The following is a 25548-nucleotide window of genomic DNA, read 5'->3' as shown; positions in this document are numbered from 1 at the left end:
GGGTGAGGGTTCTTTCCTCTTGGGGATTGTCCCGCTGCGGAGACACCCTCTCCCGCAAGCGGGAGAGGGAGTGCATCTCGGTCGTTGCGACGATCAAGCCTGATCCCGGCGTGCTCTAGGCGACGCCGCCGATCTTCTCGGAGACGACCCTCGCCGCGCTGCGCAGCGCGGCGGCGATGGCGCTGGCTTCCGTGGCGGGAATTTGATCCTGCCTCACCAGGGGGACGGTCATCGCGGCCACGGCGCGGCCGGAGGCCTCAATGATCGGGCAGCTATAGGCGAGGATGCGCGTATAGCCATCGTCATTGGAGAAGTTTCCTCCCTCCGCGGAAATGCGATCGAGCGCGTCGATGGCCTTCCTGGTGCTGATGCGATCATTGGCGGCGATGACTTGCGCAAGCTCTTCGCGCCGGCCTTCGAGCTGAAAGGCCGCCAGAACCTTTGCCGATGCGTATTGCTGGGTGAGCGGAAACACCGCGCCGACCTTGACAGACCAGCCCATCAGCCATTCCGGCTCGATCCGGGCAATTACCATGAACTGCTCGCCGTGCAGCACCGTCAGGTGGCAGGACAGCTGCACGCGGGAGGCCAGCTGCTCCATCACCGGCAGCGCGGCCTTCAGCAGCCGCTCGGTCGGCGGGAATTGCGAGGCGATCCGGAACAGTTTCAGCGTCAGCGTATATTCGCCGGTCGCAGGATCCCGCGCGACATAGCCGCGCCGCTCCAGCGCCACCAGCATCCGGAAGATCTCGCTGACGGAGCGGCCGACCCGCTCGGCAAGCTGCTTCTGGCTGAGGCCGCGCGATGCGCCCGCCAGCGCCTCCAGAAGGTCCAGCCCCTTTTCCAGGGCGGGCGCGCCCGGCTGCAGCTTCTCAGGGTTCATCCATCAGGCCGATCAGATCGCTGTCGCAGCACGCGGTGGGGAATGCAAATTCCGTGTACCCGATCGCTCGGACGGCGAAAAGGCGTTCGCCGGCGACCGCGCGGGATGATCGGGGATATCGAATGGCCGGGAGTTCGGGAGCGCCCCACTTGAGACCCACCCCGATTCGTGGGGATACCGGTGACGGTGCACTAAACTATGCCAACTGACTCTTTTGATTGGGGATTTAGTGCACTGTCACCGTAATTCCTAAGAATTCTGCTTCGGCGATCTGATTGCTTACAGCCCAACTTTTGTTGGCAGCGGCAAGGTCTTCATCTCGCGCATGGCCTCAAGAAGCTGCATCGTGGCGTTTGCGTCCAATGTGTCACCCTTGTACCGAACCTCGAATAGTCCCTGCAGGTTTGAGGGCAATTTTACGCCATCGCGGACGAGCAGCACGAACCGGCGACCGTAGAACGCCATCGCGGCACCAATCTCGATCAGAACGTTCGGATTGATGACGACATGGTCGTTGCCGTCGTCGTCCTTAAGTACGCGCTCAGCGTCGACATGAATGATCGCCGCGCCGGATATGCGCATGTCATCCATTACTTTGTCTGGCACTGGCTTGGAGACAGAGGTGCGCTCTACCGAGACTACCGGTTCAAGTTCGCCATATTCCAGCATACGCTTGATTGGATCGACAAACGTCTTGTCTTTTCCATGAGTAACGAACACCTTTCTCCTTCGCGCATCATCTGCCACCGCCGCAGCCATCGTTGCATTGTGCGGCGCTTCGGTATTGGGCGCTACAATAGGCTCAAGAGAGGCAAGCGGATGAGGTTGCGCTGACGGTGATTGGTGTAGCTCAGCGAGCGCTGCGAGATCGTCCTGGTCTTTAGTGTCGTCGAACGTCTCGGGTTGCTCCCGGTCGGCGGGTGTTAGTCGTGCGACGTCAAGAAAGACGTACGTCTTGTCTTTTCCTGGCTGTAAAAAGCCGGCAGCCCTTGCACTCTCCTGCAGCCTTTCCAGCACTTCAGCGCACTTCTCGCGAGGCACACCTAGTTCCTCCAACACGTTAAGCGCGATGTCTGCTCGTGGAAAGGCGTGATTGTCGTACCTTTCAAGAAATTCCTTGAACACGCGCGGGCGGAGGACCGCTTCGCGGCGAGCAGCGGCATCCTGCTCTTCAGATGTCGGGCGCAAGATGCTTTTGGCGAGTGGGGTCAGTGAAATCGTTTGAGCTTGAGCACCACCCTCGATTAGTCCGAACGCCATGCTGGCTCCCGACAGCACTCGCAATTGTGAACCACCCGGATCGACCTTAAGGGCTAGCGCGACTTGAAGCGGGGCGGTGGGGCGGCCTCCGAAGTTTTCGTCAATCGCTTTGGGAATGCGTAAGGCGTCGGCGAGAGACGCATTGGGAACGTCGGTTTGCCTTACGTACGCTCGCTTAAATGCCTTCGTCGTTTTGGCAGCGAGCTTTTTTGTCGTTTTTGTACGGGCCATCGAGATCGATCTCCTGATCTACCCATGGTCGCATGGCGGCAAAAAAGAACGCAAGCGGCGGCGGGAACTACCCACAACTGCCGCCGGCGCCCTTGTAAATTTCCTAAATGGTCGAATTGGCTCTTTGAGCGGAGGGGCACAGTGTCGGGCCTCGCGGAGAGGTACAGTTTGGTGGATATTGTTCGCCCCCCTTGAGCCCCACCCCGATTCGTGCGACCTCCGCCCCCAGCAAAACCCCTCATTTTCGAGCCTTCGATGCACATTCTCCTGCTCGGTTCCGGCGGCCGCGAACATGCCCTGGCGTGGAAGATCGCAGCCTCGCCTCTGGTCACCAAATTCTGGTGCGCGCCCGGCAATGCCGGCATCGCGCGCGAGGCGGAGTGCGTGGCGCTCGATATCGCCGACCATGCGGCCGTGATCGACTTCTGCAAGGCGAACGCGGTCGAGCTGGTGGTGGTCGGCCCGGAGACGCCGCTGGCGGCCGGGATCGTCGACGATCTCGCAGCTAGCGGCATCAAGGCGTTTGGCCCGAGCGGAGCCGCTGCCCAACTCGAAAGCTCCAAGGGCTTCACCAAGGCGCTGTGCACCGAATTCGGCATTCCGACCGGCGCCTACAAGCGCTTCACCAACGCCGATGACGCGCGCGCCTATGTCCAGAGCCAGGGCGCGCCGATCGTGGTCAAGGCCGACGGTCTCGCCGCCGGCAAGGGCGTCGTCGTCGCCAAGACCGTGCGCGAGGCCGAGGACGCCATCGCCATGATGTTCGAGGGCGCCTTTGGCGAGGCCGGCGCTGAAGTCGTGATCGAGGAATTTTTGCCCGGCCGCGAGATCAGCTTCTTCGCGCTGTGCGATGGCGAGACCGCGATCCCGCTGGCATCCGCGCAGGACCACAAGCGCGTGTTCGACCACGACGTCGGCCCGAACACCGGCGGCATGGGCGCCTATTCGCCGACGCCGCTGGTGACGCCTCAGGTCCATGACGCGATCATGGCCAGGATCATCCTGCCGACGGTCGCGGGCATGAAGCAGCGCGGCACGCCGTTCCGCGGCATCCTCTATGCCGGCATCATGCTGACGACGCAGGGGCCAAAGCTGTTCGAGTTCAACGTCCGCTTCGGCGATCCCGAGTGCCAGGTCTTGATGCTGCGCATGATGTCGGACATCGTGCCGGCGTTCATCGCCGCTTGCGACGGGGAGCTGAAGCATTTCGATCTGCGCTGGCATCCGGAATCCGCGCTCACCGTGGTGATGGCGGCGAAGGGCTACCCCGGCGACTACCAGAAGGGCACGCGCATCGAGGGGCTCGATGACGCCGCCAAGGTCGACACCGTCGAGATCTTCCACGCCGGCACAATTGAGAAGGACGGTGCGATCCTCGCCAATGGCGGCCGCGTGCTCAATGTCTGCGCGCTGGGCAAGACCGTGACGGAGGCGCAGGCGCGCGCCTACCAGGCCGTCGACCGCATCAACTGGCCGGACGGCTTCTGCCGCCGCGACATCGGCTGGCAGGCGGTGGAAGCGGAGAAGGCCAGAGGTTAGCTCGTCATGCCGGACGGCGCGTGCGACGCGCCGATCCGCGCATTCCGGCATTTGCGCCACCGCGCCGCCACATCGGCATCCCAGAAATGCGCAATCAGCTGTTGGGGTTACTGGCCCCGCTGATAATACCGCTACTGTGCATGGGGTTGTTTTCGACATTTTTGTTGGGAGCGCTCCGGGACTGACCAGACAAGGATGCAGAAAGATGTCCGATCTCGCCGACCTCTATCCCGGCTTCGCCTCCGAGTGGATCAACACCTCCTTCGGCCGCATCTTCGCCCGCGTCGGCGGCGAGGGGCCGCCACTGCTGCTGCTGCACGGCTTCTCCGAGACCCATGTGATGTGGCACCGCGTGGCGCCGCAGCTTGCCGACAAGTTCACGCTGATCATCGCCGACCTGCCGGGCTACGGCTGGTCCGACATGCCCGAGAGCGATGCGCTGCACATGCCCTACAGCAAGCGCGCGATGGCGAAAGCCATGGTGGAAGCCATGGAGCAGCTCGGCCACGTGCACTTCGCGCTCGCCGGCCACGATCGCGGCGGCCGTGTGTCGTATCGGCTGGCGCTCGACCATCCAGGCCGGCTGTCGAAGCTCGCCGTGCTCGATATCCTGCCGACCTATAATTACTGGGAGCGGATGAACCGCGCCTATGCGCTGAAGATCTATCACTGGACCTTCCTGGCCCAGCCCGCGCCGCTGCCGGAGACGCTGATTTCGAGCAATGGCGAGTTCTTCCTGCGCTTCAAGATGGCGAGCCAGACCAAATCGAAGACGCTGGACGCGATCGACAAGCGCGCGCTCGAGCACTACATCGCGCCATTCCGCGATCCCGCCCGCGTGCACGCGATGTGCGAGGATTACCGCGCCGGCGCCTATTTCGACTACGACCTCGACAAGGCCGATTTCGAGTCCGGCAAGAAGATCACCGTGCCGATGCTGGCGCTGTGGGGCAATGCCGGCGTGGCGCAGGCCGCCGCCACGCCGCTCGACACGTGGAAGCAATGGGCGACGAACGTGGACGGCATGCCGGTGGATTCGGGGCACTTCCTGACCGAGGAGAACCCCGATGTGACCGCGAAGGCCCTGCGCGAGTTCTTCTTGGCCTGAGCCACCCCCGTCATTGCGAGTGCAGCGAAGCAATCCAGGCTGCCTCCGCGGAAAGACTCTGGATTGCTTCGTCGCTTCGCTCCTCGCAAGGACGGGGAGGGACCTACCGCCGCTCCCGGAAGAACTCCTTGAGCAGCCGTGCCGCCTCGCTCTCGCCGACGCCGGAGTACACATCCGGCGCGTGGTGGCAGGTTGGCGATGCAAAGAACCGCACGCCTGACTCCACCGCGCCGCCCTTGGGGTCGGCCGCGCCGTAATAGAGCCGCCTCACCCTTGCAAACGAGATCGCGCCCGCACACATGGTGCAGGGCTCCAGCGTCACGTAGAGGTCGCAGTCGACGAGGCGCTCGCTGCCGATCTTGTTCGCGGCCTCGCGCAGTGCGACGATCTCGGCATGGGCGGTGGGGTCATGGTCGGTCAGCGTCCGGTTCGCCGCGGTGGCGATGACGTCGTAATTGCGGACCACCACGCATCCGATCGGAACTTCGCCCGCTTTTCCGGCATTTTCGGCCGTCAGAAGCGCCAAATCCATGAAAGAGGGGGCTTTCAAGCCTCGTATCATCGCCAGAAACCTGCTAGTAGCTCCGCCTTCAGCAAGAGTGAATACCGGTTTTGCCTGAGCATGCGGCTCGGAACGAGCGCGCACAATGCCCTCGCGCCACCCCTGAGTGAGATTATTCATGCCTCGCGACAGCGACAAAGACAACGATTCCCGCGGCCGGCGAGGCCCCCCCAAGGGACCATCGAAGGGACCGTCGAAGGGACCGTCCAAAGGCGGCCGTAGCGGCAAGCCGCGCGGCCCCGAGAAGAAGTTCTCCAAGCGCGGCTTCGAGGGCAAAGGCGACCGCGACAGCCGCCCGCGTGGCGACCGTGACAGCCGTCCTTTCCGCCGCCGCGAGGAGGGCGATGCCCCGCGCCGCGATTTTTCCGACCGGCCACGCTTCAAGCGAGAGGGTGAGGAGCGCGGTGAGCGCAGCTTCAAGCCGCGCGGCGACCGTCCGTTCAAGCCGCGTGGCGACCGTCCGAAATTCGACCGTGACGATCGCGCACCGCGTGGCGAGCGCTCCGAGCGCCGGTTCGAGGACCGCAAGTTCTCGCGTGGCGACTCCGACCGGCCGCGCAAGGATTTCGGCCGCGACCGCGATTTCGGGGGCAAGGATGATCGCAAGCGCAGCTTTGGCGACCGTCCGCGGGATCGTGGCGAACGCGGCGACTCAAAGCCGTGGCAGAAGCGCGACGATCGTCCGCGCGGTGACCGTCCGCGCAAGAGCTTCGACAAGGATTTCGGCGGCCGCGATCGCGGCGACGAAAAGCCCTGGCGTCAGCGCGACGACCGTCGCGAGGGCGGCCGCGGCGAGGACCGTCCCCGCTTCTCGCGTTCGCGCGATGATCGTGCATCGGGCGATCGTCCGTTCCGCGAGCGGCCGAAATTCGATCGGCCGCGTGACCGTGACAGCGAACGTGGTGACCGCCCCAAATTCGATCGTCCGCGCCAGCGGCCGGAAGGCCGGATGGACTGGCAGGAGCATCCGCGCAGCGAGGGCCGCTTCCGCGACCGTCCACGCCGCGACAATGAGGACGACAGCAGGATCTTCGAGAAGCGTCCCGCCTTCGGCGGCCGCGGCGCCTATCGCGAGCGCGATCGGGATTTCGAGGGCCGGCCGCGCCGCGAGGACGCGCCGAAGCCGAAGAAGGCCGGCGAGCGCATCGCCAAGGCACTGGCGCGCGCGGGGCTCGCCTCGCGCCGCGACGCCGAGGAAATGGTCACGCAGGGCCGTGTCACCGTCAACGGCCGCGTCATCAACTCGCCGGCGCTCGACATCACCCCGAACGACGTCGTCCTGGTCGACGGCAAGCCGTTGCCGCCGCGCGAGCGCACCCGGCTGTTCCTCTATCACAAGCCGCGCGGGCTGATGACGACGCATGACGACCCCGAAGGTCGTCCGACCGTGTTCGACAACCTGCCCGAAGGCCTGCCGCGCCTGATCAGCGTCGGCCGGCTCGATTTCAACACCGAGGGCCTCTTGCTGCTCACCAATGACGGCGGCCTCGCACGCACGCTCGAGCTGCCGGACACCGGCTGGCTGCGCCGCTACCGCGTCCGCGCCCATGGCGACGTCACGCAGGCGCAGCTCGACGAGCTCAAGAACGGCATCGAGGTCGAGGGCGTCAAATACGGTCCGATCGAGGCGACACTCGAGCGCGACCAGGGCGCCAATGTCTGGCTGGTATTCGCGATCCGCGAAGGCAAAAACCGCGAGGTCCGCAACGTCTGCGCCCACCTCGGGCTCGAGGTGAACCGGCTGATCCGCGTCTCCTACGGCCCGTTCCAGCTCGGCGAGATTCCCGAAGGCCAGGTCGACGAGATCAAGTCGCGCGTGCTGCGCGAGCAGCTCGGCGACAAGGTGATCGAGAAATCGGGTGCCGAGTTCGACGTGCCGTCGAAGTCCGCCGGGCGCGGCGACGATGCGCCGAAGAAGCCGGCGAAGCGCGCGGTCATCAACGACCGCAAGGGCCGCCGCGTGCTGGTGCAGCGCACCGGCAGCGAAGAGGCGCGCGAGCGCAACGAGATGGAAGCGAACGGCTACGGCCCGCCGCGCCGTCCCAAGCGCGGCTATCACGGCAAGCGCGACCTGACGCCGCGGGAGGACTAGGCTTGCGCGTCGTCGGCGGCAGGTTGAAGGGGCGCAATCTCGCCTCACCGTCCTCGCGCGACATCCGCCCCACGGCGGACCGCCTGCGCGAGTCCGTGTTCAACATCCTCGTGCACGCCTATGACGATCCGATTGCGGATGCGCGCGTGCTCGATCTCTTCGCCGGCACCGGCGCGCTCGGCATCGAGGCGTCCTCGCGCGGGGCGAAATTCACGCTGTTTGTGGACAATGGCGCCGAGGCGCGTGCGCTGCTCCGCAACAACGTCGAGTCGCTCGGCCTCGGCGGCGCCACAAAGGTCTATCGCCGCGATGCGACCGACCTCGGTCCTGCGCATCCCGTCGAGCCGTTCTCGCTGGTGTTCCTCGATCCGCCCTATGGCAAGGGGTTTGCGGAAAAGGCGCTCGCCTCCTTGCGCGACGGTGGCTGGCTGACACCAGGCGCGCTGCTGGTGGTGGAAGAAGCCAAAGCCGCGCAGTTCACGATGCCCGAGGGTTTTGAGGAGCTGGAGCGGCGAGCATATGACGACACGGAGTTCGTGTTTCTGCGGAAGCCGTAGTCTCGCTGCCGTAGGGTAGGCAAAGGCGCGACGCGCCATGCCCACCACCTTTCCATGATTGTGAAAGGTGGGTGGGCACACTTGGGTGGGCACACTTCGCTTCGCCCACCCTACGGCAACGTCACCTCCGCCCGAACAGCTTCTCTACGTCGCTCAGCTTCAGCTCAACGTAAGTTGGCCGGCCGTGATTGCACTGGCCGGAGTTCGGAGTGTCCTCCATCTCGCGGAGCAGGGCGTTCATCTCCTCCGGCCGCAGCCTTCGGCCGGCGCGCACCGAGCCGTGGCAGGCCATGGTGGCGGCGACGTGCATCAGGCGGCGTTCGAGAGGAAGCGCCTCGTCCCATTCGGCCATGTGCTCGGAGAGATCGCGCAAAAGCCCGCCCGCGTTGGTCTTGCCGAGCAGCGACGGCGTCTCGCGCACGGCGACAGCACCGGGGCCGAAGGATTCGATGGCAAGCCCAAATGAAGCAAGCTCTTCACTGCGCTCCAGCAGGCGCTCCACCGTGGCTTCGTCCATCTCGACGATCTCGGGGATCAGCAGGATCTGCCGCTGCACGCCGTTCGCGGCCAGCGAAGCCTTGAGCCGCTCATAGACGATGCGCTCATGCGCGGCATGCTGGTCGACGATGATGAGGCCGTCGCGGGTCTGCGAGACGATGTAGGTCTCGTGGATCTGGGTGCGCGCCGCGCCGAGCGGGCGGTCGACGAGATCGCTGACCGGCTGCGTCTCGATCCGCACGTCCGCGCTGGGCGCACCGACATCGAATGCGGCCTGCGCACGCTCGGCGAAGGCAGGCGCGGCCGAGCCGTCAAAAGAAGGCATCGGCGCGATCGGAGCGGATGGCGAGGCGCGCCAGTCCCAGCTTGCCGGACGCTGTGGCGTGAAGGCGGGGCGGAACGAGGACAGCGCGCTCTCGCCGCTGTTAGCCGCCGTGCGCCGGCCCTCGCGTGCGAGCGCGTCTTTCAATCCGTGCACGATCAGCGCGCGGACGAGACCGGCATTGCGGAAGCGCACTTCGGTCTTGGCCGGGTGCACGTTGGCATCGACCTCGCGCGGATCCAGCGTGACGAACAGCGCCAGCACCGGATGGCGGTCGCGCGGCAGATAGTCGGAATAGGCCGCGCGCACGGCGCCCAGAATCAGCTTGTCGCGCACCGGGCGGCCGTTGACGAAGAGATATTGCCCGAGCGCGTTGGCCTTGGTCAGCGCGGGCGCCGCCGCATAGCCGCTGACCACGACGCCCTCGCGTTCGGCATGGACCTCGATGGCGTGGCTGCGGAATTCAGCGCCGAGGATATCGCCGAGCCGCGTCAGGCGGCCGGCGGCGCCGGGCAGCGCGGCAGCCCAGGTCACCGGCGCGCGCTCCTCGCCCGCGAGCGTGAAGGCGACGTCAGGCCGCGCCATGGCGAGGCGCCGCACCACCTCGCGGATCGCTTCCGCCTCGGTGCGGTCGGTCTTCAGGAATTTGAGCCGCGCCGGCGTTGCATAGAAGAGATCATTGACCTCGACACGCGTGCCATGCGCCAGCGCCGCCGGCATGATCTCGGACTTCTCGCCGCCTTCGACTGACAGCGCCCAGGCGTGCGGCTCGCTGGCGTGCCGCGTCGTGATCGACAGCCGCGCGACGGAGCCGATCGAGGGCAGCGCCTCGCCGCGGAACCCGAGGGTGCGGATCTGCAGCAAATCCTCGTCGTCGAGCTTTGACGTCGCATGACGCTCGACCGCTAGCGCCAGGTCCCTTGCGGTCATCCCGCTGCCGTCGTCGGTGATGCCGATCCGCCGCCGTCCGCCGCCGTCGGTGAAGACGTCGATCCGGCTCGCGCCGGCATCGATGGCGTTCTCCACCAGTTCCTTGACCACGCTCGCGGGCCGCTCGACCACCTCGCCGGCGGCGATGCGGTTGACGACCTGTTCTGGCAGTTGGCGGACGGGCATGAGGCTTTCGATTTGGATTCGCGGACAGCGCTATTCTAGGCCGTGTTGCGTCAAAAGCATGTGTTGGGCAACAGGGACGTGGTGGGCTGGGGAAGAGCGGTGTCTATCACATTGAAGACATTGGGCGTTCGAGAAAATCGCGCAACCGGGGTGAATCGACTTCCGGTGAGCGTTCTGATTGTGGGGTGCCGGGCCGCGGTGTACCATCGTGAAAAAACGGCAACAGGACGGGAGGACGCCATGTGCCATCTCTTCGCGCATCAGCCCCAACGCGACTACGAATCCCAGACCCGGTCTTTACGGATCGGCGGGCACTGCACCTCGATCCGGCTGGAGATGGCATTCTGGGACACGCTGGAGGAGATCGCGGCCAAGGAGGGCATGAGCGTCGGCAAGTTCCTGACCACGCTCTACAACGAGGTGCTCGACCATCACGGCGAGGTCAACAATTTCGCTTCGCTCTTGCGCTGCTCGTGTTTGATTTACCGCTCCAAGGCGATTGCGCCGGTGCAGGAGTTCAAGGCCACGGTGACGCCCATTCTCGACGCGGCCGAATAGCTTCCGCCCCCCCGCCGTCGTGAAAGCCAGGACCCATACCGCGAAACCTATCGACTGTGGGTAGCCGAACGACCAATCTTCGCCAAACTGGGCCCTGTGGTGGTTGTGGGTCCCGGCCTTCGCCGGGACGACACCTTGGGTCTGGATGTGCGTCCCCTCTCAACGTCGTCCATCGGGCTGCGGGACTCCCTCCACTTCGCCATTGCGCTGAGCGCTTGCGACGAAGCAATCCAGAATCTTTCCGCGTCGGCAGTCTGGGATTGCTTCGCTTCGCTCGCAATGACGGGCGGAGAGAGACGGTCTGCCAAATCAGGCCTCAAATCTCCTTCTTCTGCATCGCCCCCGCAATGTAATCAGCCTGCCGGATCGCCAGCGCGACGATGGTCAGTGTCGGGTTGCAGGCCGCGCCGCTGGTGAACTGGCTGCCGTCGGAGACGAACAGGTTCTTGATGTCGTGGCTCTGCCCGAACTTGTTGACCACGCCGTCGCGCGGCTTCTCGCTCATCCGGTTGGTGCCGAGATTGTGCGTGCTCGGATAGGGCGGCGTCGGATAGGTCACGGTGGCGCCGACGGCGTCGTACACCGCCGCGCCCTGCTTGTAGGCATGCGCGCGCATCGCGACGTCGTTGGGATGGTCGTCGAAATGCACGCTCGCGACCGGCTGGCCGAACTTGTCCTTCACGACCGCATCGAGCGTGATGCGGTTGGTCTCCTGCGGCATGTCCTCGCCGACTAGCCACATGCCGGCCATCCGGGGATAGCCGTCGAGCGCTGAGGTGAACGAACGGCCCCAGGCGCCGGGATTGAGGAACGCCGCCATGAAGGGCAGGCCGATCGACAGCGTCTCCATCTCGTAGCCGCCGACGAAGCCGCGCTTCGGGTCGTTGGCGGCTTCGTCACGGATGATGCCGGCCATGGTGGTGCCGCGATACATGTGCACCGACTTCTCGAACACGGCATAGACGCTGCCGGTCATGTGGCGCATGTAGTTGCGGCCGACTTGTCCCGATGAATTGGCGAGACCGTCGGGAAACATGGTCGAGGCGCTGTTGAGCAGCAGTCGTGGGCTCTCGATCGAATTGCCTGCGACCGCGACGATGCGCGCCTTCTGGCGTTGCATCGCGCCGGTCTCGTCGGCGTAGACGACGCCGGTCACCTTGCCGCTGGAATCATGCTCGATCTTGACGGCCATGCTGCTGGGCCGCACTTCGAGATTTCCGGTCGCCTCGCCCTTGGGGATCTCGGTGTAGAGCGTCGACCATTTCGCGCCGGATTTGCAGCCCTGGAAGCAGAAGCCGATCTGCTGGCAGGAGCCGCGTCCGTCGCGCGGCTGGCTGTTGATCGCCATGTTGCCGGTGTGCACGGTCTTGTAGCCGAGCTTCTTCGCGCCGGCCTCCAGCACCTTGAAGTTATTATTGCCGGGAAGTCCGGGAATGCCGTTGGTGCGGGTCACGCCCATCTTGTTCTCGGCCTTGGCGTACCACGGCTCCATCTCGGCGAGCGTGACCGGCCAGTCCAGCAAGTTCGCGCCGGGAATGTTGCCGTAGGTGCTCTTCACCCTGAACTCGTGCTCGTCGAAGCGCAGCGAGGCGCCGGCCCAATGTGTCGTGGAGCCGCCGACCGCCTTAACGATCCATGCGGGCAGGCCGGAAAAATCCTTGGCGACGCGCCACGTTCCCGACGTGGTACGCGCGTCGGTCCAGGCAAGCTGGGAAAAGCTCTCCCACTCGTCGTTGATGAAATCATGGTTCTCGATGCGCGGACCTGCTTCCAGGATGACAACCTTGACGCCCTTCTGCGCGAGCTCGTTGCCCAGCGTGCCGCCGCCGGCACCGGAACCGACGATCACCACAACGCTGGAATCGTTCAGATCGAATTTTGCCATATGCGTTCTCCTGAACCGTTGGGTGACTTAAGCCTTCGGCAGCCAGTCGATGTCGGCGAAGCCGCGGTTGATGTAGCCGCCATGCTCGGCGGAGGACCCCTCGTAGCCGAACCGCGGCCAGACCTCTTTCTGGTTGTAGAGCGAGACGACGAGGTCGCCGCGCACCTTCTGGAAGAAGTCGCTTGCCTCGATCTCCTTCAGCAGCACCACGCGGTCGGCTTCCCAGGGCACTTCGGCATAGGCCACCTTGTGCCGGTCGCGCGCGTTTTGGTCGAGGCGGCTGATGCCGTCGCTGATCAGCGATTTGACGGCGGGATCCTTCGCCGCCTTGCCGTCCCACGGTTTGATTGCGGTGATGTAATAGCTGTCGCCGAGCACATCGTGCGGATAGATGTCGCGCGCGACCTTCAGCAGCGTCTTCATCGTCGCGGGCGAAAGCGCGCTCGCATCATCGGCCCAGGCGTCCTCGATGCCGACGGCGGCGCTGGTTGCGACAGCGACGACCGGCACGGCGGTTGCCACGCCCTTGAGAAAAACGCGGCGGCTGTGCTTGCTTCGACGATCGACTTCTCTCATGACATTCCTCCGTCATTTTTGTGATTTGGTTTTTGTGATGTGATCAGCCGAAGCGTCCGCCCCGCTGGATCACCTCGATCTTGTAGCCGTCGGGATCGCTGACGAAGAAGAAGCGCGCCAGCGTCCTGCCGTCGTGCTTGAAGTCGCGCAGCGGCCCCGGCGCGAGCTTCTCGCGCTCGAAGCGGGCATGCTCGGCATCGAGATCCTCGACCACCACGGCGAGATGGCCATAGCCGTCGCCGAGCACGTACGGCTCCTTGCGATCGAAATTGACCGTCAGCTCCACCTCGAAAGGTGAGGAGGGGTGACGCAGATAGATCAGGGCAAAGTCGGAAAACTTCAGATGGTCGGCAACCTTCAGGCCAAAGGCGCGCCTGTAGAAGTCGAGTGAGCGCGCCTCGTCGCGCACGCGGATCATGGAATGCACCGGCTTTGCCATTCAGTTCTGCTCCTTGAGAAAGGCGATGATCTCTGCTCCTTGAGAAAGGCGATGATCGCGGCGCGCGTCTCCGGCTTGGCTTGCCGGTACGCCATGATCACGCCGGGAATGACGGCTTGCGGATTGGCCAGCCACGCATCGAGCCGGGTCTCATCCCAGGCGAAATTCGCCTTGGCGAGGCCGTCCGAATAATGGAAGCCCTCGACCTTGCCTGCGGGCCGGCCGACGACCTTGACCAGAGGCGGGCCTTGCCGCATCGGCTCAGACAGGCTCAAGGTGTGACACACCGCGCATTGCTGCTTGAACAATGCGGCACCATCCGGCGGCTTTGCGGCCGACAACGGCATTTGCGCATCGGCAACCGGCACCACCAGCACCAACGCGGTGCACACTCCCAGCAGGACCACGCGCATCGCCAAGAATCCGCCATCTCAATCAATGTGCGCAAACACTAGGCGCGACCAAACATCCGGTGGTAGTAGCGGGCTGTTTCGCTGCGCGCGGAGAGGCTTGTGATGCGTGATGTTCCGCGCTGCCTTATATGCGGAGCACAATTCCGCGAAACCGCCGCGAAAACCCTAAACGATCACCACACGGCGCGGATTGCATCAACACCGCGCCGTTCGAACTGTCTATGCGATGAACCGGTCCGGTGCAGGCGAACGGCGCAGAACGCAGCCGAACGGTTCATCGCGAAAAATCCAGGAGATAATGGATGAAGTTGGTGAAGACCTCTGCAATCGCATGCGCTCTCGCGGCCCTCATTGCGACGCCCGTTCTCGCGCAAGGGACGTCGTCTGGCGCCAGGCCTGGCGGCACCGTGCAAAGCAAACCCATGCAAGGCGGCACGATGGGCAGTGGCGATGAGGACATGGATGCTCAGCCGGGCGCAGCGAGTGAGAAGCCCGGCATGAAGTCAACCAAGGGCACCCGAGGCACGGTCGGCACCACAGGTAGCGCGGCGCACAAGGGAACGGCCGACGATTCCACGACAGGCGGCGCAGCGCCGTCCAAGCGTTACTGATCTCGCCGGGTAAACCGGCAAGACTCCGGTCGCCTTGCGGCCGGAGTTTTTTTGCCGTGCCAATTAGTCGTCGAAGCGGCCGCCACGCCCGGCCTTGACGTCGCTGCGGCGCTTCTTGCCGTCGAGCCGGCGCTGCTTGGAGGCGTAGGTCGGCCGCGTCGCGCGCCGCGGCGTCGGCCGCACCATGGCCTCTTTGAGGATCTCCACGAGGCGATCGATGGCATCCTGCCGGTTGCGCTCCTGGGTCCGGAAGCGCTGGGCGTGGATGACGATGACGCCGTCCTTGGTCATGCGCTGGCCAGCGATGCGGGCGAGCCGGATCGCCGCGTCCTCGGGCAGGGTCAGCTTGCCCGTGTCGAAGCGGAGCTGCGCGGAGGTTGCGACCTTGTTGACGTTTTGCCCGCCCGGGCCGGAAGCGCGGACGAAGCCGATCTCGATGTCGTCCTCGTCGATGACGAGATCGCGGGATATCCGCAGCATGATGGCACCATTCGTGATGCCCCGGACATACCGCGGACATCAGCCTTCAGCAATGGCGCTGCTCCCGAAACGCAAATGGCCGGGGCGAGCCCGGCCATTCAGGAGGCCTATAGAGAAGACGTCAGTTCGATTTCGGCGCCATGGCCGCGGGCTGCGCGGCGGCCTGGGGGGTGCGTCCGACGACGACGGTGAGCAGGCCCTGGCCCCAGAGCCGCTTGGCGGCGGCCTTGGCATCATCCAGCGTCACCGCATCGACGATGGCATTGCGCCTCTCGATGTAGTCGATCGGCAGCTTGTCCTGCTGGTACTGCAGCAGCGCCTGCGCCAGCTTGGAGGAGGTGTCGAGCGCCAGCATCTGGGAGCCCTTGAGGTACGACTTGGCCTCGTCGAGTTCCTTCTGCGTCGGGCCCTCCTCAGCGATGCGGCGCACCTCCTTCTCAATGGCATCGATGGTGTCGCCGGCGCGGTCGGCGCGAGTGCCGGTATTGCCGATGAAAACCGCCGAATGCTCCATCCAGAGCAGGGATTCGAACACCGAATAGGCCAGGCCCCGCTTCTCGCGAACCTCGCGATAGAGCCGCGAGGACAGTCCGCCGCCGCCGAGGATGTGGTTGACGACGTAGGCCGCCATGAAGTTGGGGTCGCTGCGCTTCACGCCGGGGCCGCCGAAGGTGATCACGGTCTGCGGCACCTCGAGCGGCACGAAGGCGCGCTGCGGCGGCTTGGCCGCCTCGACGTCGGCGACCGGCGTCAGATTGGCCTTGGCGGGCAGGCTGCCAAAGGTGTGATCGAGCAGCTTGCCGAGGGTCTCAGGATCGACGTCGCCGACCACAGCGACTTTCAGCCCGTCCCTGGCGAGCACGCGGCCGACATAGTCCTTGAGGTCGGCGACCCCGATGGTCGGCACGCTCTCCAGCGTGCCGTTGCTCTGCCGGCCATAGGGATGGTCGCCGAAGGCGACCTCCAGGAACTTGCGGCTCGCCAGCGACGACGGATTGGTGGTCTCGCGGCGCAGGCCCGAGATCACCTGCGAGCGGATGCGCTCGACGTCGGCGGTGTCGAAATGCGGCGAGGTCAGCGCCATCCTGAGCAGGTCGAAGGCCTCATCCTTGTTGTCGCGCAGCATGCGCAGGCTGCCGCGGAAGCTGTCGCGGCTGGCGCTGAAGGAGAGCTCGATGGCGCGGCGGTCGAGCCGCTCGTGGAAGGTCTTGGAGTCGAGATCGCCGGAGCCTTCGTCGAGCAGGTCGCCGACCAGATTGGCGACGCCCGACTTGTCCTTGGGATCCTGGGCCGAGCCGCCGGCAAAGGAATATTCCATGGCGATCAGCGGCACCGTCGCGTCCTGCACGAACCAGGCCTCGATGCCACCGGGCGAGACCAGGCGCTGGATCTTTGCCGCCGCCTGTGAAGGAGAGACAGCGGTGAGCACGAGCGCCGCGCCGGTCGCGACAGAGAAGGCAACGCGTCGAAGGAAGGGATAGGTCACGAACGCTTCTCCTCGCGCTTGGCGGCTGCAGGGTCCTTGATCAGGTAGCCGGTCACCGAGCGCTTCTTCTCGAGCCATTTCTGCGCGACGGCGCGCACCTGTTCGGCGGTGACCGCGCGGATGCGGTCGGGCCAGCTCCTGATGTCCTCGATCGACAGGCCCGTGGTCAGCGCGCCGCCATACCAGCGCGCCAGCACGGCCTGGTTGTCCTGGGCATAGATCGCCTCGGCAATGAGCTGGGTCTTCACGCGCTCCAGATCCTCGGCGCGGATCGGGTTCTGCGCGATGTCGGCGATGACGCCGTCGATCACCTGCTCGACCTCGGTGAAGCTGACGCCGGGTTTCGGCGCAGCCGAGACCGCGAACTGGGTCGGGTCGAGCGAGATGCTCGAATAGCTGGCGCTGGCGGAGACCGCGAGCGGCTTGTCGACGACGAGCGCGCGGTAGAGGTAGGAGTTGCTGCCGCTGCCCATCAGCTGCGCCAGCACGTCGAGGGCCGCGCTCTCGCCGGCTGCGGCCGTGGTTGCGGAAGGCGCCAGATAATAGCGGCGCAGGCTCGGCTGCTCGACGCGCGGGTCGGCCAGCGTGACGGTGCGCGGAGCGGCCGGCTCCGGCTCCTGCGGGCGGATGCGACGCGCCGGGATCGCAGGCTGTGCCGGGATGGAGCCGAAATTGCGCTCGACCAGCGGACGGATGTCGGCGGCCTCGACGTCGCCGGCAATGACCAGGATCGCGTTGTTCGGCGCATAGAAGCGGCGGTAGAACGCCAGCGCATCCTCGCGGTCGAGCTTCTCGATCTCCTGGTGCCAGCCGATCACCGGCCGGCCATAGGGATGATTGAGATAGAGCGCGGCCATGATCTGCTCGTTGAGCCGCGCCTCGGGATTGTTGGCGACGCGCATGTTGTACTCTTCGAGCACCACGTCACGCTCGGGCAGCACGTTCTCGTCCTTGAGGATGAGGCCGGTCATGCGATCGGCCTCGAACTCCATCATGGTCGGCAGCTGCTCCTTCGGCACGCGCTGGTAGTAGTTGGTGTAGTCGACCGAGGTCGAGGCGTTCTCGTTGCCGCCGACGCGAAGCACGGTCTGGGAGAATTCGCCGACCGGATGCTTCGAGGTGCCCTTGAACATCAGGTGCTCGAGGAAATGCGCGAGCCCGGATTTGCCCGGCGTCTCGTCGGCCGAGCCGACCTTGTACCAGATCATCTCGGTGACGACGGGTGTGCGGTGATCCGGGATGACCACGACCTGCATGCCGTTGCCGAGCGTGAAGCTGGCGGGCGGGGCCGATGTCACCGTGGTCTGGGCGACGGCGCCGGCTGAGAGGACGCTCGTCGAAAGCAGCGCGGCAAGAAGGCGGGCAGCCGATCGTTTGACGGACATCATGATCCTTATGACAGGCCGAGCCCGGATGTCCGGCTCGGAAGGAAGGCACGGCATGGTACACCGTGCGGCTGAGGCTTCGCCTCACGAAGCAGAGAACTCAACGCGTAGGCAAGTTACTGATTGGCAATTCATAGACCGCGTCCGGCGTGCATCAGCCGCCGGCGCCGGGTTCGCCTGTCAGGATGTTGCGCCGGGCAACGAGCTTATTGCTCCTTGTCCTTGCCGGACATGATGTCGAAATAGGTCTTTTTCGTCGTGTCCTTGCCCGCGCCATAGGCATAGTTCGGCGACGGCGTCTGGTATCCCGGCGGCGGCTCGACCAGTGACTGGCGCGGCGGCTCGCTGGTGAATTTCTTCTCTTCGGGGGTGCCGCCGACGCCCTTCATCATGTTCCACAGCCCGCCGGTGTAGCCGAGCTGGGCGGGGCTGAGCGAGGGGTTGGCGTTGGTGCCCGGCTGGATCGGATCGTTGCTCGTGCGCTCGGGAGCTGCGACCTGGCCGGCCTTCATCTCGGCGGGCGTCAGCGGCTGGGCGGCCTGCCAGTTCTCCGTCGCCTTGACCGCCTTCTTGCGCGCGGCAATCGCTTCCTTGCGGCGCTTCTCGTCGGGGTCCTTCGGCCAGTTCGGCGCGTTCTTGGCTTCGGTTCCGGCGGGCGGCGGCAGGTCGAGCTTGGGTGGCACCACCAGCGGTGACCGCTCGCGGTACTCGATGCCCTTCTTCTCCATGCTCTTGGCGCCGATGCCGGACATCAGATTGTCGATGAGCCGCTCTTCGAAGGTCATGTCGTCGTCTTCGTCGCCGTCGTCACCGGCGCGGGCCGCACCTGCCGACATGACGAGACCGATGCCGAGCGCGACGGCGGATAATTTCAATGCCCGCCAAAACCCCGACCGGGGATCTCGAACCATCGAACCGCTGGTCTTCGAGCTGCGCATCGCTGTACCTGTTCCAAATTGTGGCAGTTTGCCGCTCGCACGCGGCTTAAACCCTCGCAAAAGCAAGGTTCCACCTGCCGGTCATATCGGCCGGGATCAGGGCGCTTTTGCGGCGGGTACCCCCAGGAAGGAATCATACAATAGCCCCGCCACCCCAGCAACGATGGCCACGTCCGCGAGGTTAAACACGTACCAATTATAGGTATTTCCGCCGATATCGATGTGAAACAGGGCGAAATCGACCACCGCGCCATAGGCCAGGCGGTCGATGCCGTTGCCGATGGCGCCCCCGATAATGAGCCCGAGCGCGATCGTGGCCAGCAGGGTGTGCGACCGGGCCATCCAGATCGCCAGCGCAACCACGGCAATGACCTTGACCGCCATCAGCGCGATCTGCGCCGCCTGGCCGTCGTTCTGGAGCCAGCCGAAGCTGATGCCGATGTTCCAGGCCAGCACCAGGTCGAAGAACGGCGTCACCCTCACCACGCCGCGATGGGCGAGGTCGAATCCGTTCAAGAGCCAGAGCTTTGAGGCCTGGTCGAGGATGACCGTAACCACGGCCGCGAGGATGCCGGCGCGAAGAGGGGTCATGCCGGCATGTCTGCCGCAAACACCGCCGTCGTCCCGGCGAAGGCCGGGACCCATACTCCGCGGCGGTTGTTGTTGGAATGACTAGGAGTCATCAGCCTTCGCGACGATTGGTTGCCGTGGTTATGGGTCCCGGCCCCCTACGCAATTGCGCACCAGGCCGGGACGACAGTGAGTTAAAGGCTAACTCCCAGTGCCTTCCATTCGCGCAGCGCTTGCGCGTCGCGCGGGGTGACGTCGGGATATTCGGGGTCTTCGCCGACGGTCGGCGAAATCTTCCAGGAGCGGGCGCATTTGGTGCCGACCGCCTTCTCGACCACGACGGCTACGCCGGGCACCGCATCGAGACGGAACGCCGAAGCCGGCGCCTCGCCCTCACGCACCTCGTAGTTCGAGGTGATGCAGACCTCGGCGAGGTCGGTGTCGAACAGCGTCATCAGCACATTCCGGTCGGCGATGTAGATCACCGGCGAGGCTTCGAGCGACGAGCCGATGTTCTTGGCGGCGCGTTCGAGCTCGAGTGCGCCGGTGACGACGCGGCGGACATTGCGGATCGTCTCCCATTTCGCGGCGAGCTTGTCGTCGCGGAGCTTTTCGATATCCGCAGGGAACAGGGTCAAATGGACCGAGGGCTCCGCGTTGGGGCGGAACATTCGCCAGGCTTCGTCGGTCGTGAAGCTCAGGATCGGCGCGAGCCATTTGAGGAGAGCATCGCACAGCATGTCGATCGCGGTCAGCGCCGCCTTGCGCGCCAGCGAGGACGGCGGGTCGCAATACAGCGTGTCCTTGCGGATGTCGAAATAGAACGCCGACAGCTCGGAGTTCATGAAGGCCGAAAGGCTCGCGACCACGGTCTTGTAGTCGAACGCGGCATAGGCCTTGCGAATGGTCTCGGCATGGCCGGCCAGTTCGTGCAGCATCAACCGCTCGAGCTCGGGCATCTCGGCATAAGCGACCTTCTCGCTCGCCTTGAAATGATGCAGCGTCCCGAGCATCCAGCGGATCGAGTTGCGCAGCTTGCGATAGGTCTCGATCGTGTTCTTCAGGATCTCAGGGCCGATGCGCTGGTCGTCGGCGTAGTCGGTGGCGCAGACCCACAGGCGCAGGATGTCCGCGCCCGAATCCTTGATGACCTTCTGCGGCTCGACGGTGTTGCCGAGCGACTTCGACATCTTGCGGCCGTTTTCGTCGAGCGTGAAGCCGTGGGTGAGCACGATGTCGTAGGGCGCGCGGCCGCGCGTGCCGGCGCTTTCCAGCAGCGAGGAATGGAACCAGCCGCGATGCTGGTCGCTGCCTTCGAGATACATCACGGTGTCGTTGCCGCCGTCGACCTTGCGGACGATGTTGCCGAGCTGTGGGAAGTTCTGTCGATCCTCGAGCACGAACGCGTGGGTGGAGCCGGAATCGAACCAGACGTCGCAGATGTCGTCGACCTTCTTCCAGTCCTCGTTCGCGCGCGAGCCGAGGAAGCGCTCGCGGGCGCCATCCATGTACCAGGCGTCCGCGCCTTCCTCCATGAAGGCTTCGGTGATGCGCTGATTGACGATCTCGTCCTGCAGGATCTCGGCCGAGCCGTCGCTCTTTTCGCGCACGAACACGGCGATCGGCACGCCCCAGGCACGCTGGCGCGAGATCACCCAGTCCGGACGGTTGGCGATCATGCCGTTGATGCGGTTCTCGCCCGACGGCGGCACCCATTGCGTGACCGAGATCGCGTGCAGCGCGCGGGCGCGTAGCGTGTCGCCCTTCTTCGCGTGGCCGTCCTCGCTGATGTCCTTGTCCATCGCGATGAACCATTGCGGCGTGTTGCGGAAGATCACCGGCTTCTTCGAGCGCCACGAATGCGGATACTGATGCTTGAGGCGGCCACGCGCGAGCAGCTTGCCGCCCTCGATCAGCGCCTTGATCACCGCCTCGTTGGCGTCGCCCTTCTCGCCCTTGTCGTTGAGCACGCGCTTGCCGGTGAAGCCGGGGGCCTGCGCGGTATAGGCGCCGTTCTCGTCGACGGTGTAGGGGATCGCGGTCGGGATGCCGCGCGCATCGAGTTCGCGGGTGTTGGCCATCCAGACGTCGAAGTCCTCGCGGCCGTGGCTCGGCGCGGTGTGCACGAAGCCGGTACCGGTATCATCGGTGACATGCTCGCCGGCGAGCAGCGGCACGATGAACTCGTAGCCGCCGCCGAGCCCGCGCAGGGGATGAGCGCATTCGACGGCGTCCAGCGTGTCGCCGGGAATGTCGCGCACCTTCTCGTAAGCCGTGACGCGCGCCTGCTTGAACACGTCCGCGGCCAGCGCGTCGGCCAGGATCAGGAGATCGCCGTTCCGGGCCCAATTGTCCGCGGGCGCATCCGTCACCTTGTAGAGGCCATAGGCGATCTTCGGTGAGAACGAGATGGCGCGGTTGCCCGGCAGCGTCCAGGGCGTGGTGGTCCAGATCACGACGCTGGCAGAGGCCAGCACGCCGTGGGCCGGCGAGGTCACGGGGAATTTCACCCACACCATGTCGGAGGTGTAGTCCTCGTACTCGACTTCAGCTTCGGCGAGCGCGGTCTTCTCGACCACGCTCCACATCACCGGCTTGGAGCCGCGATACAGCGTGCCGTTGGCCGCGAACTTCATCAGTTCGCGCGCGATCTGCGCCTCGGCGGGATAGCTCATCGTCTGGTAGGGATGATCCCAGTCGCCGATGATGCCGAGGCGCTTGAATTCCTCGCGCTGCACGTTGATCCAGTGGGTCGCATAGGCGCGGCACTCCTTTCGGAAGGCCACCATCGCGGCGGAGTCGCGGAAATCGGGCTTCTGCTTGCCCTTCTTGCGATAATTCTCCTCCTCGATCTTCCATTCGATCGGCAGGCCGTGGCAGTCCCAGCCAGGCACGTAGTTGGAGTCGAAGCCGAGCATCTGCTGACTCTTGGTCACGACGTCCTTGAGGATCTTGTTCAGCGCGTGCCCGATATGGATGTTGCCGTTGGCGTAGGGCGGGCCGTCATGCAGCACGAACTTGTCGCGCCCCTGGGCCGCCTGGCGCAGCTTGTCGTAGAGGCCGATGTCGTTCCAGTATTTCAGGATCTCCGGCTCGCGCTGCGGCAGGCCGGCGCGCATCGGGAATTCGGTCTGCGGCAGGAATAGGGTTTTGGAATAGTCGTTGGCTTCGGTCTTTTGGGACTTTTGCGGCTTTTCGGACATGAGGCTGACTGGCTCGGAAGGGCGCGGGAACGGATGGCGACATGGAATCGCGGGGTGAAACGACAAAATCCCGGTCTTGCGCCGAGCCAAAAGCTCAGGCGGAAGCCGGGCCGCTAATCCCTATGATGCGCCGCGCAAACATGGGCTCTCCATAGCAGCCGAGCGGGGGAAGCGCAAAGGTCCGGCAGGCCGGCTTCGGCCTCAGTCGATCGCGCCCAGCCGAGGAAACGCGTCCGGGGCGGCGGCCAGCATGGTACGGGCGCGGGCGGAATCGTCGTCCATCTGGCGGATCAGGGCCTCCAGACTGTCGAATTTCAGCTCCTCGCGGATGAAGCCGACAAAGGCGCAGTCCAGCGCCTGCCCGTAGAGGTCGCCCTTGAAGTCGAACAGGAAGATTTCGAGGAGTGGGGCGCCATTATCAAAGGTCGGGCGGCGGCCGAAGCTGGCCACCCCATCGAGCCGTTCAGGTCCGCGGCCGACCCGCACCGCGTAGATGCCGTGCTTGAGGCCGCAATTGGCGTCCAGGCGGATATTGGCGGTGGGGTAACCGAGGTCGCGGCCGCGCTTCTCGCCATGGATCACCTCGCCGGTGACGAACCAGGGCGCGCCCAGCATGGTCGTGGCGTCGTCGAGGAGGCCTTCGGCAAGCGCGATCCGGATCGCGCTGGAGGACACCGGCCGCTCGTCGATATCGACATGCGGCTGCACGTCGACCTCGATGCCGAGCCGGGGCGCCTCATTGACCAGAAGGCTCGGCGAGCCGACCCGCCCCTTGCCGAAATGGAAGTCGTAGCCGACCGCGATGCCGCTGACCCCGAGACGTCCGATCAGGTCATGGTGAATGAAATCTTGCGCGCTGGTGCCGGCCCTTGCCTTGTCGAAGGTCATGACCACGGCGCCGGCGAGCCCGGTGCCGGCCAGAAGCCGCAGCTTGGCCCGCTCGTCCGTCAGGCGGAATTGCGGGGTATTGGGGCTGAAAAACCGCCGCGGATGCGGCTCGAAGGTCAATGCCAGCGCAGGGCGGCCATGCGTCCGGCCCATTTCCAGGGCGGCCGCAATGACGGCCCGGTGGCCGAGATGAACGCCGTCGAAATTGCCCATGGCGACCACGGCGCCGCGGGGAATAGCGGAATCCGGCGTGGTGTCGCGAATAACGGTAAATTGCGGGGCCATCAGGGGAATTCTCGAGCCGGCGGGACCGGCCGGGACCGTGGCTTGACCCGCCCGATGAAGTCAAGCGGGGGAGGAGGGCCCCGTTGAACACGATTTCAATTCTTCGGGGGCGCCCCCAGTTAACGGGCTGTTTAACGCCTTGGTGCTAGTCCTTGAAACGTGGAACTGGACGGGCCTCCGGCCTGGCAGCTCCGATCGTAATATTCCTGGGTATGCGTTGGGGGAGTCGAGATGGCGGTTGATTTGTCGATGTCGGTTCTGGTGGTTGATGACTACAGCACCATGATCCGAATCATCAGGAATCTGCTGAAGCAGCTTGGCTTCGAGAATATCGATGATGCCAGCGACGGTTCGGCGGCACTGAACAAGATGCGCGGCAAGAAGTACGGGCTCGTGATCTCCGACTGGAACATGGAGCCGATGACGGGTTACGACCTGCTGCGCGAGGTGCGCGCGGACCCGAATCTCGCCACCACGCCCTTCATCATGATCACGGCGGAATCGAAGACCGAGAACGTGATCGCGGCCAAGAAGGCCGGCGTGAACAATTACATCGTCAAGCCGTTCAACGCGGCGACGCTGAAGACCAAGATCGAGGCGGTCTTCCCGGACATGGCGAGCGCGTAAGGGCGATCGAAGCCATTTGGTGAATTCGGAGAGCCCGGGCTTCGTCCCGGGCTCTCTGCGTTCTTCCGTCATTGCGGGCGGTGCGCAGCACCGAACCATGGTGCGCAGTTGCGCACCTGAGAATCTCGAGATTCCGGGTTCGCGCTTACGCGCGTCCCGGAATGACGATGTCGGTCATCACCATTTCAATTCGCGCATCAAGGCCTTCGGCGGGTGGCCGAACAATTCCATCACCGAGGCCGGGTCGAGCTGGTCGAGGCCTTCGAACTCCTCGGCATGGATGCCGCGGGTGACGAACAGGCAGTCGATGCCGAATTCGCGCGCGCCGGTCAGGTCAGTGCGGACGGAATCGCCGATCGCCAAAACCTTCTTCCGGTCGATCATGTGGCCCTGGCGCTCGCCGGCAAGCCGCATGGCGCGCTCGTAGATCGGGCGGTGCGGCTTGCCGTAGAAGATCACCTCGCCGCCGAGCTCGCGGTAGAGCTCGGCGATCGCGCCGGCGCAATAGATCAGCCGGTCGCCGCGCTCCACCACGATGTCGGGGTTGGCGCAGACCAGCGTCAGCTTGCGCTCGCGCGCCTTCAGCATCATGCCGCGATAGTCTTCGGCGGTCTCGGTCTCATCGTCATAGAGGCCGGTGCAGACGATGTAGTCTGCTTCCTCCAGCGGCGCCGTCGTCGCATCGAGGCCGCGATAGATCGAGTTGTCGCGTTCGGGGCCGAGCCAGAACATCTTGCGGCCGGGATGCTCGGCGACATAGAGCCGGGTCAGGTCGCCCGATGACACGATCGCGTCATAAGTCTCGTCGGCGACACCAAGCTTGCGCAATTGCCGCTGCACCGAGTCGGCCGGGCGCGGCGCGTTGGTGATCAGGATCACCGTACCGCCGCGGCTGCGATAGGTGTGCAGCGCCTCGCAGGCCTCGGGGAAGGATTCGAGGCCGTTGTGAACGACACCCCAGATGTCGCTGAGCACGACGTCCACACCGCCCACGAGTTCGCGCAGGCTTTCGGCAAAATGCAGCGTGGTCATGATG

23 protein-coding genes are annotated in these 25548 nt (G+C 64.9%); 7 read left to right on the top strand and 16 right to left on the bottom strand.

From position 1 onward, the window contains the following. Positions 1–115: 115 nt before the first annotated feature. A complete protein-coding gene (locus A5906_RS08770; RefSeq protein ID WP_080134802.1) occupies positions 116–883 on the bottom strand; it encodes an IclR family transcriptional regulator in 768 nt (255 codons plus the stop codon). A gap of 279 nt (positions 884–1162) precedes the next feature. After that, a complete protein-coding gene (locus A5906_RS08765) occupies positions 1163–2374 on the bottom strand; it encodes a TIR domain-containing protein (RefSeq protein WP_080134801.1) in 1212 nt (403 codons plus the stop codon). A 255-nt stretch (positions 2375–2629) separates the two neighbouring features. Here A5906_RS08765 and purD point away from each other — a divergent pair, with 255 nt between their 5' ends. Together purD and A5906_RS08755 are read left to right on the top strand one after the other, a co-directional pair. Continuing rightward, on the top strand, positions 2630–3913 hold the full coding sequence (gene purD / locus A5906_RS08760; protein ID WP_080134800.1) for a phosphoribosylamine--glycine ligase: 1284 nt from the start codon (positions 2630–2632) through the stop codon (positions 3911–3913). Positions 3914–4118: 205 nt separating this feature from the next. Next, positions 4119–5021, top strand: coding sequence for an alpha/beta fold hydrolase (locus tag A5906_RS08755; protein ID WP_080134799.1), 903 nt, complete (start codon positions 4119–4121; stop codon positions 5019–5021). Between the two features lie 103 nt (positions 5022–5124). Here A5906_RS08755 and A5906_RS08750 read toward each other — a convergent pair whose 3' ends face one another. After that, entirely contained in the window at positions 5125–5583 is a 459-nt protein-coding gene (locus tag A5906_RS08750) for a nucleoside deaminase (protein WP_080134798.1), read from the bottom strand. A gap of 118 nt (positions 5584–5701) precedes the next feature. Here A5906_RS08750 and A5906_RS08745 point away from each other — a divergent pair, with 118 nt between their 5' ends. Together A5906_RS08745 and rsmD are read left to right on the top strand one after the other, a co-directional pair. Further along, positions 5702–7675, top strand: a complete 1974-nt coding sequence (locus tag A5906_RS08745; RefSeq protein WP_080134797.1) for a pseudouridine synthase — start codon at positions 5702–5704, stop codon at positions 7673–7675. A gap of 2 nt (positions 7676–7677) precedes the next feature. Then, on the top strand, positions 7678–8232 hold the full coding sequence (gene rsmD, locus A5906_RS08740; protein WP_080134796.1) for a 16S rRNA (guanine(966)-N(2))-methyltransferase RsmD: 555 nt from the start codon (positions 7678–7680) through the stop codon (positions 8230–8232). 121 nt (positions 8233–8353) lie between these two features. Here the strand turns inward: rsmD and mutL are convergent, their stop codons facing one another. Beyond that, on the bottom strand, positions 8354–10168 hold the full coding sequence (gene mutL / locus A5906_RS08735) for a DNA mismatch repair endonuclease MutL (protein WP_080134795.1): 1815 nt from the start codon (positions 10166–10168) through the stop codon (positions 8354–8356). A 240-nt stretch (positions 10169–10408) separates the two neighbouring features. On the opposite strand from mutL, the gene A5906_RS08730 reads away from it, so the two are divergent. Further along, positions 10409–10726 carry a ribbon-helix-helix domain-containing protein gene (locus tag A5906_RS08730; protein ID WP_080134794.1) on the top strand — a complete coding sequence of 106 codons (318 nt, stop codon included), beginning with the start codon at positions 10409–10411 and terminating at the stop codon, positions 10724–10726. A 316-nt stretch (positions 10727–11042) separates the two neighbouring features. Here A5906_RS08730 and A5906_RS08725 read toward each other — a convergent pair whose 3' ends face one another. Genes A5906_RS08725 through A5906_RS08710 form a run of 4 tightly spaced genes read right to left on the bottom strand, consistent with a single transcriptional unit; the run spans position 11043 to position 14039 of the window. After that, positions 11043–12611 carry a GMC family oxidoreductase gene (locus tag A5906_RS08725; RefSeq protein WP_080134793.1) on the bottom strand — a complete coding sequence of 523 codons (1569 nt, stop codon included), beginning with the start codon at positions 12609–12611 and terminating at the stop codon, positions 11043–11045. A 27-nt stretch (positions 12612–12638) separates the two neighbouring features. Then, positions 12639–13187: a Twin-arginine translocation pathway signal gene (locus tag A5906_RS08720; RefSeq protein WP_080134792.1), complete on the bottom strand. Its 549-nt coding sequence runs from the start codon at positions 13185–13187 to the stop codon at positions 12639–12641. Between the two features lie 43 nt (positions 13188–13230). Then, on the bottom strand, positions 13231–13626 hold the full coding sequence (locus A5906_RS08715; protein WP_080134791.1) for a VOC family protein: 396 nt from the start codon (positions 13624–13626) through the stop codon (positions 13231–13233). Further along, positions 13602–14039: a c-type cytochrome gene (locus A5906_RS08710; protein ID WP_080134790.1), complete on the bottom strand. Its 438-nt coding sequence runs from the start codon at positions 14037–14039 to the stop codon at positions 13602–13604. The genes A5906_RS08715 and A5906_RS08710 overlap by 25 nt, the downstream gene beginning before the upstream one ends. Before the next feature lie 302 nt (positions 14040–14341). Between A5906_RS08710 and A5906_RS08705 the strand changes: the two genes are divergently transcribed. After that, positions 14342–14650 carry a hypothetical protein gene (locus A5906_RS08705; RefSeq protein ID WP_080134789.1) on the top strand — a complete coding sequence of 103 codons (309 nt, stop codon included), beginning with the start codon at positions 14342–14344 and terminating at the stop codon, positions 14648–14650. 63 nt (positions 14651–14713) lie between these two features. Here A5906_RS08705 and arfB read toward each other — a convergent pair whose 3' ends face one another. The 7 genes from arfB to A5906_RS08670 all read right to left on the bottom strand — a co-directional run bounded on the left by arfB (position 14714) and on the right by A5906_RS08670 (position 23885). Continuing rightward, the gene (gene arfB, locus A5906_RS08700; protein ID WP_080134788.1) at positions 14714–15130 is read right to left on the bottom strand and encodes an alternative ribosome rescue aminoacyl-tRNA hydrolase ArfB; all 417 of its coding nucleotides are present in this window, start codon (positions 15128–15130) and stop codon (positions 14714–14716) included. Between the two features lie 121 nt (positions 15131–15251). Beyond that, positions 15252–16616: a M16 family metallopeptidase gene (locus A5906_RS08695; protein ID WP_080134787.1), complete on the bottom strand. Its 1365-nt coding sequence runs from the start codon at positions 16614–16616 to the stop codon at positions 15252–15254. Continuing rightward, positions 16613–18001, bottom strand: a complete 1389-nt coding sequence (locus A5906_RS08690; protein WP_080135236.1) for a M16 family metallopeptidase — start codon at positions 17999–18001, stop codon at positions 16613–16615. The genes A5906_RS08695 and A5906_RS08690 overlap by 4 nt, the downstream gene beginning before the upstream one ends. Positions 18002–18207: 206 nt before the next feature. After that, positions 18208–18939: a hypothetical protein gene (locus A5906_RS08685; RefSeq protein WP_080134786.1), complete on the bottom strand. Its 732-nt coding sequence runs from the start codon at positions 18937–18939 to the stop codon at positions 18208–18210. 96 nt (positions 18940–19035) lie between these two features. Next, entirely contained in the window at positions 19036–19530 is a 495-nt protein-coding gene (gene lspA, locus A5906_RS08680) for a signal peptidase II (protein WP_080134785.1), read from the bottom strand. Positions 19531–19703: 173 nt separating this feature from the next. Next, positions 19704–22712, bottom strand: a complete 3009-nt coding sequence (gene ileS, locus A5906_RS08675) for an isoleucine--tRNA ligase (RefSeq protein WP_080134784.1) — start codon at positions 22710–22712, stop codon at positions 19704–19706. Positions 22713–22913: 201 nt separating this feature from the next. Beyond that, complete coding sequence (locus A5906_RS08670; protein ID WP_080134783.1) at positions 22914–23885, bottom strand: bifunctional riboflavin kinase/FAD synthetase; 972 nt, start codon at positions 23883–23885, stop codon at positions 22914–22916. A gap of 231 nt (positions 23886–24116) precedes the next feature. Here A5906_RS08670 and A5906_RS08665 point away from each other — a divergent pair, with 231 nt between their 5' ends. Further along, on the top strand, positions 24117–24512 hold the full coding sequence (locus A5906_RS08665; RefSeq protein ID WP_007596883.1) for a response regulator: 396 nt from the start codon (positions 24117–24119) through the stop codon (positions 24510–24512). Between the two features lie 177 nt (positions 24513–24689). Here the strand turns inward: A5906_RS08665 and A5906_RS08660 are convergent, their stop codons facing one another. After that, the gene (locus tag A5906_RS08660) at positions 24690–25544 is read right to left on the bottom strand and encodes a TIGR01459 family HAD-type hydrolase (RefSeq protein ID WP_018648378.1); all 855 of its coding nucleotides are present in this window, start codon (positions 25542–25544) and stop codon (positions 24690–24692) included. Positions 25545–25548 lie beyond the last annotated feature (4 nt).

It is taken from the genome of Bradyrhizobium sacchari (genome assembly GCF_002068095.1).
Classification (GTDB): domain Bacteria; phylum Pseudomonadota; class Alphaproteobacteria; order Rhizobiales; family Xanthobacteraceae; genus Bradyrhizobium; species Bradyrhizobium sacchari.
The sequence above is the reverse complement of the archived record's forward strand: the minus strand, read 5'-3'. Positions and strand labels throughout refer to the sequence as shown.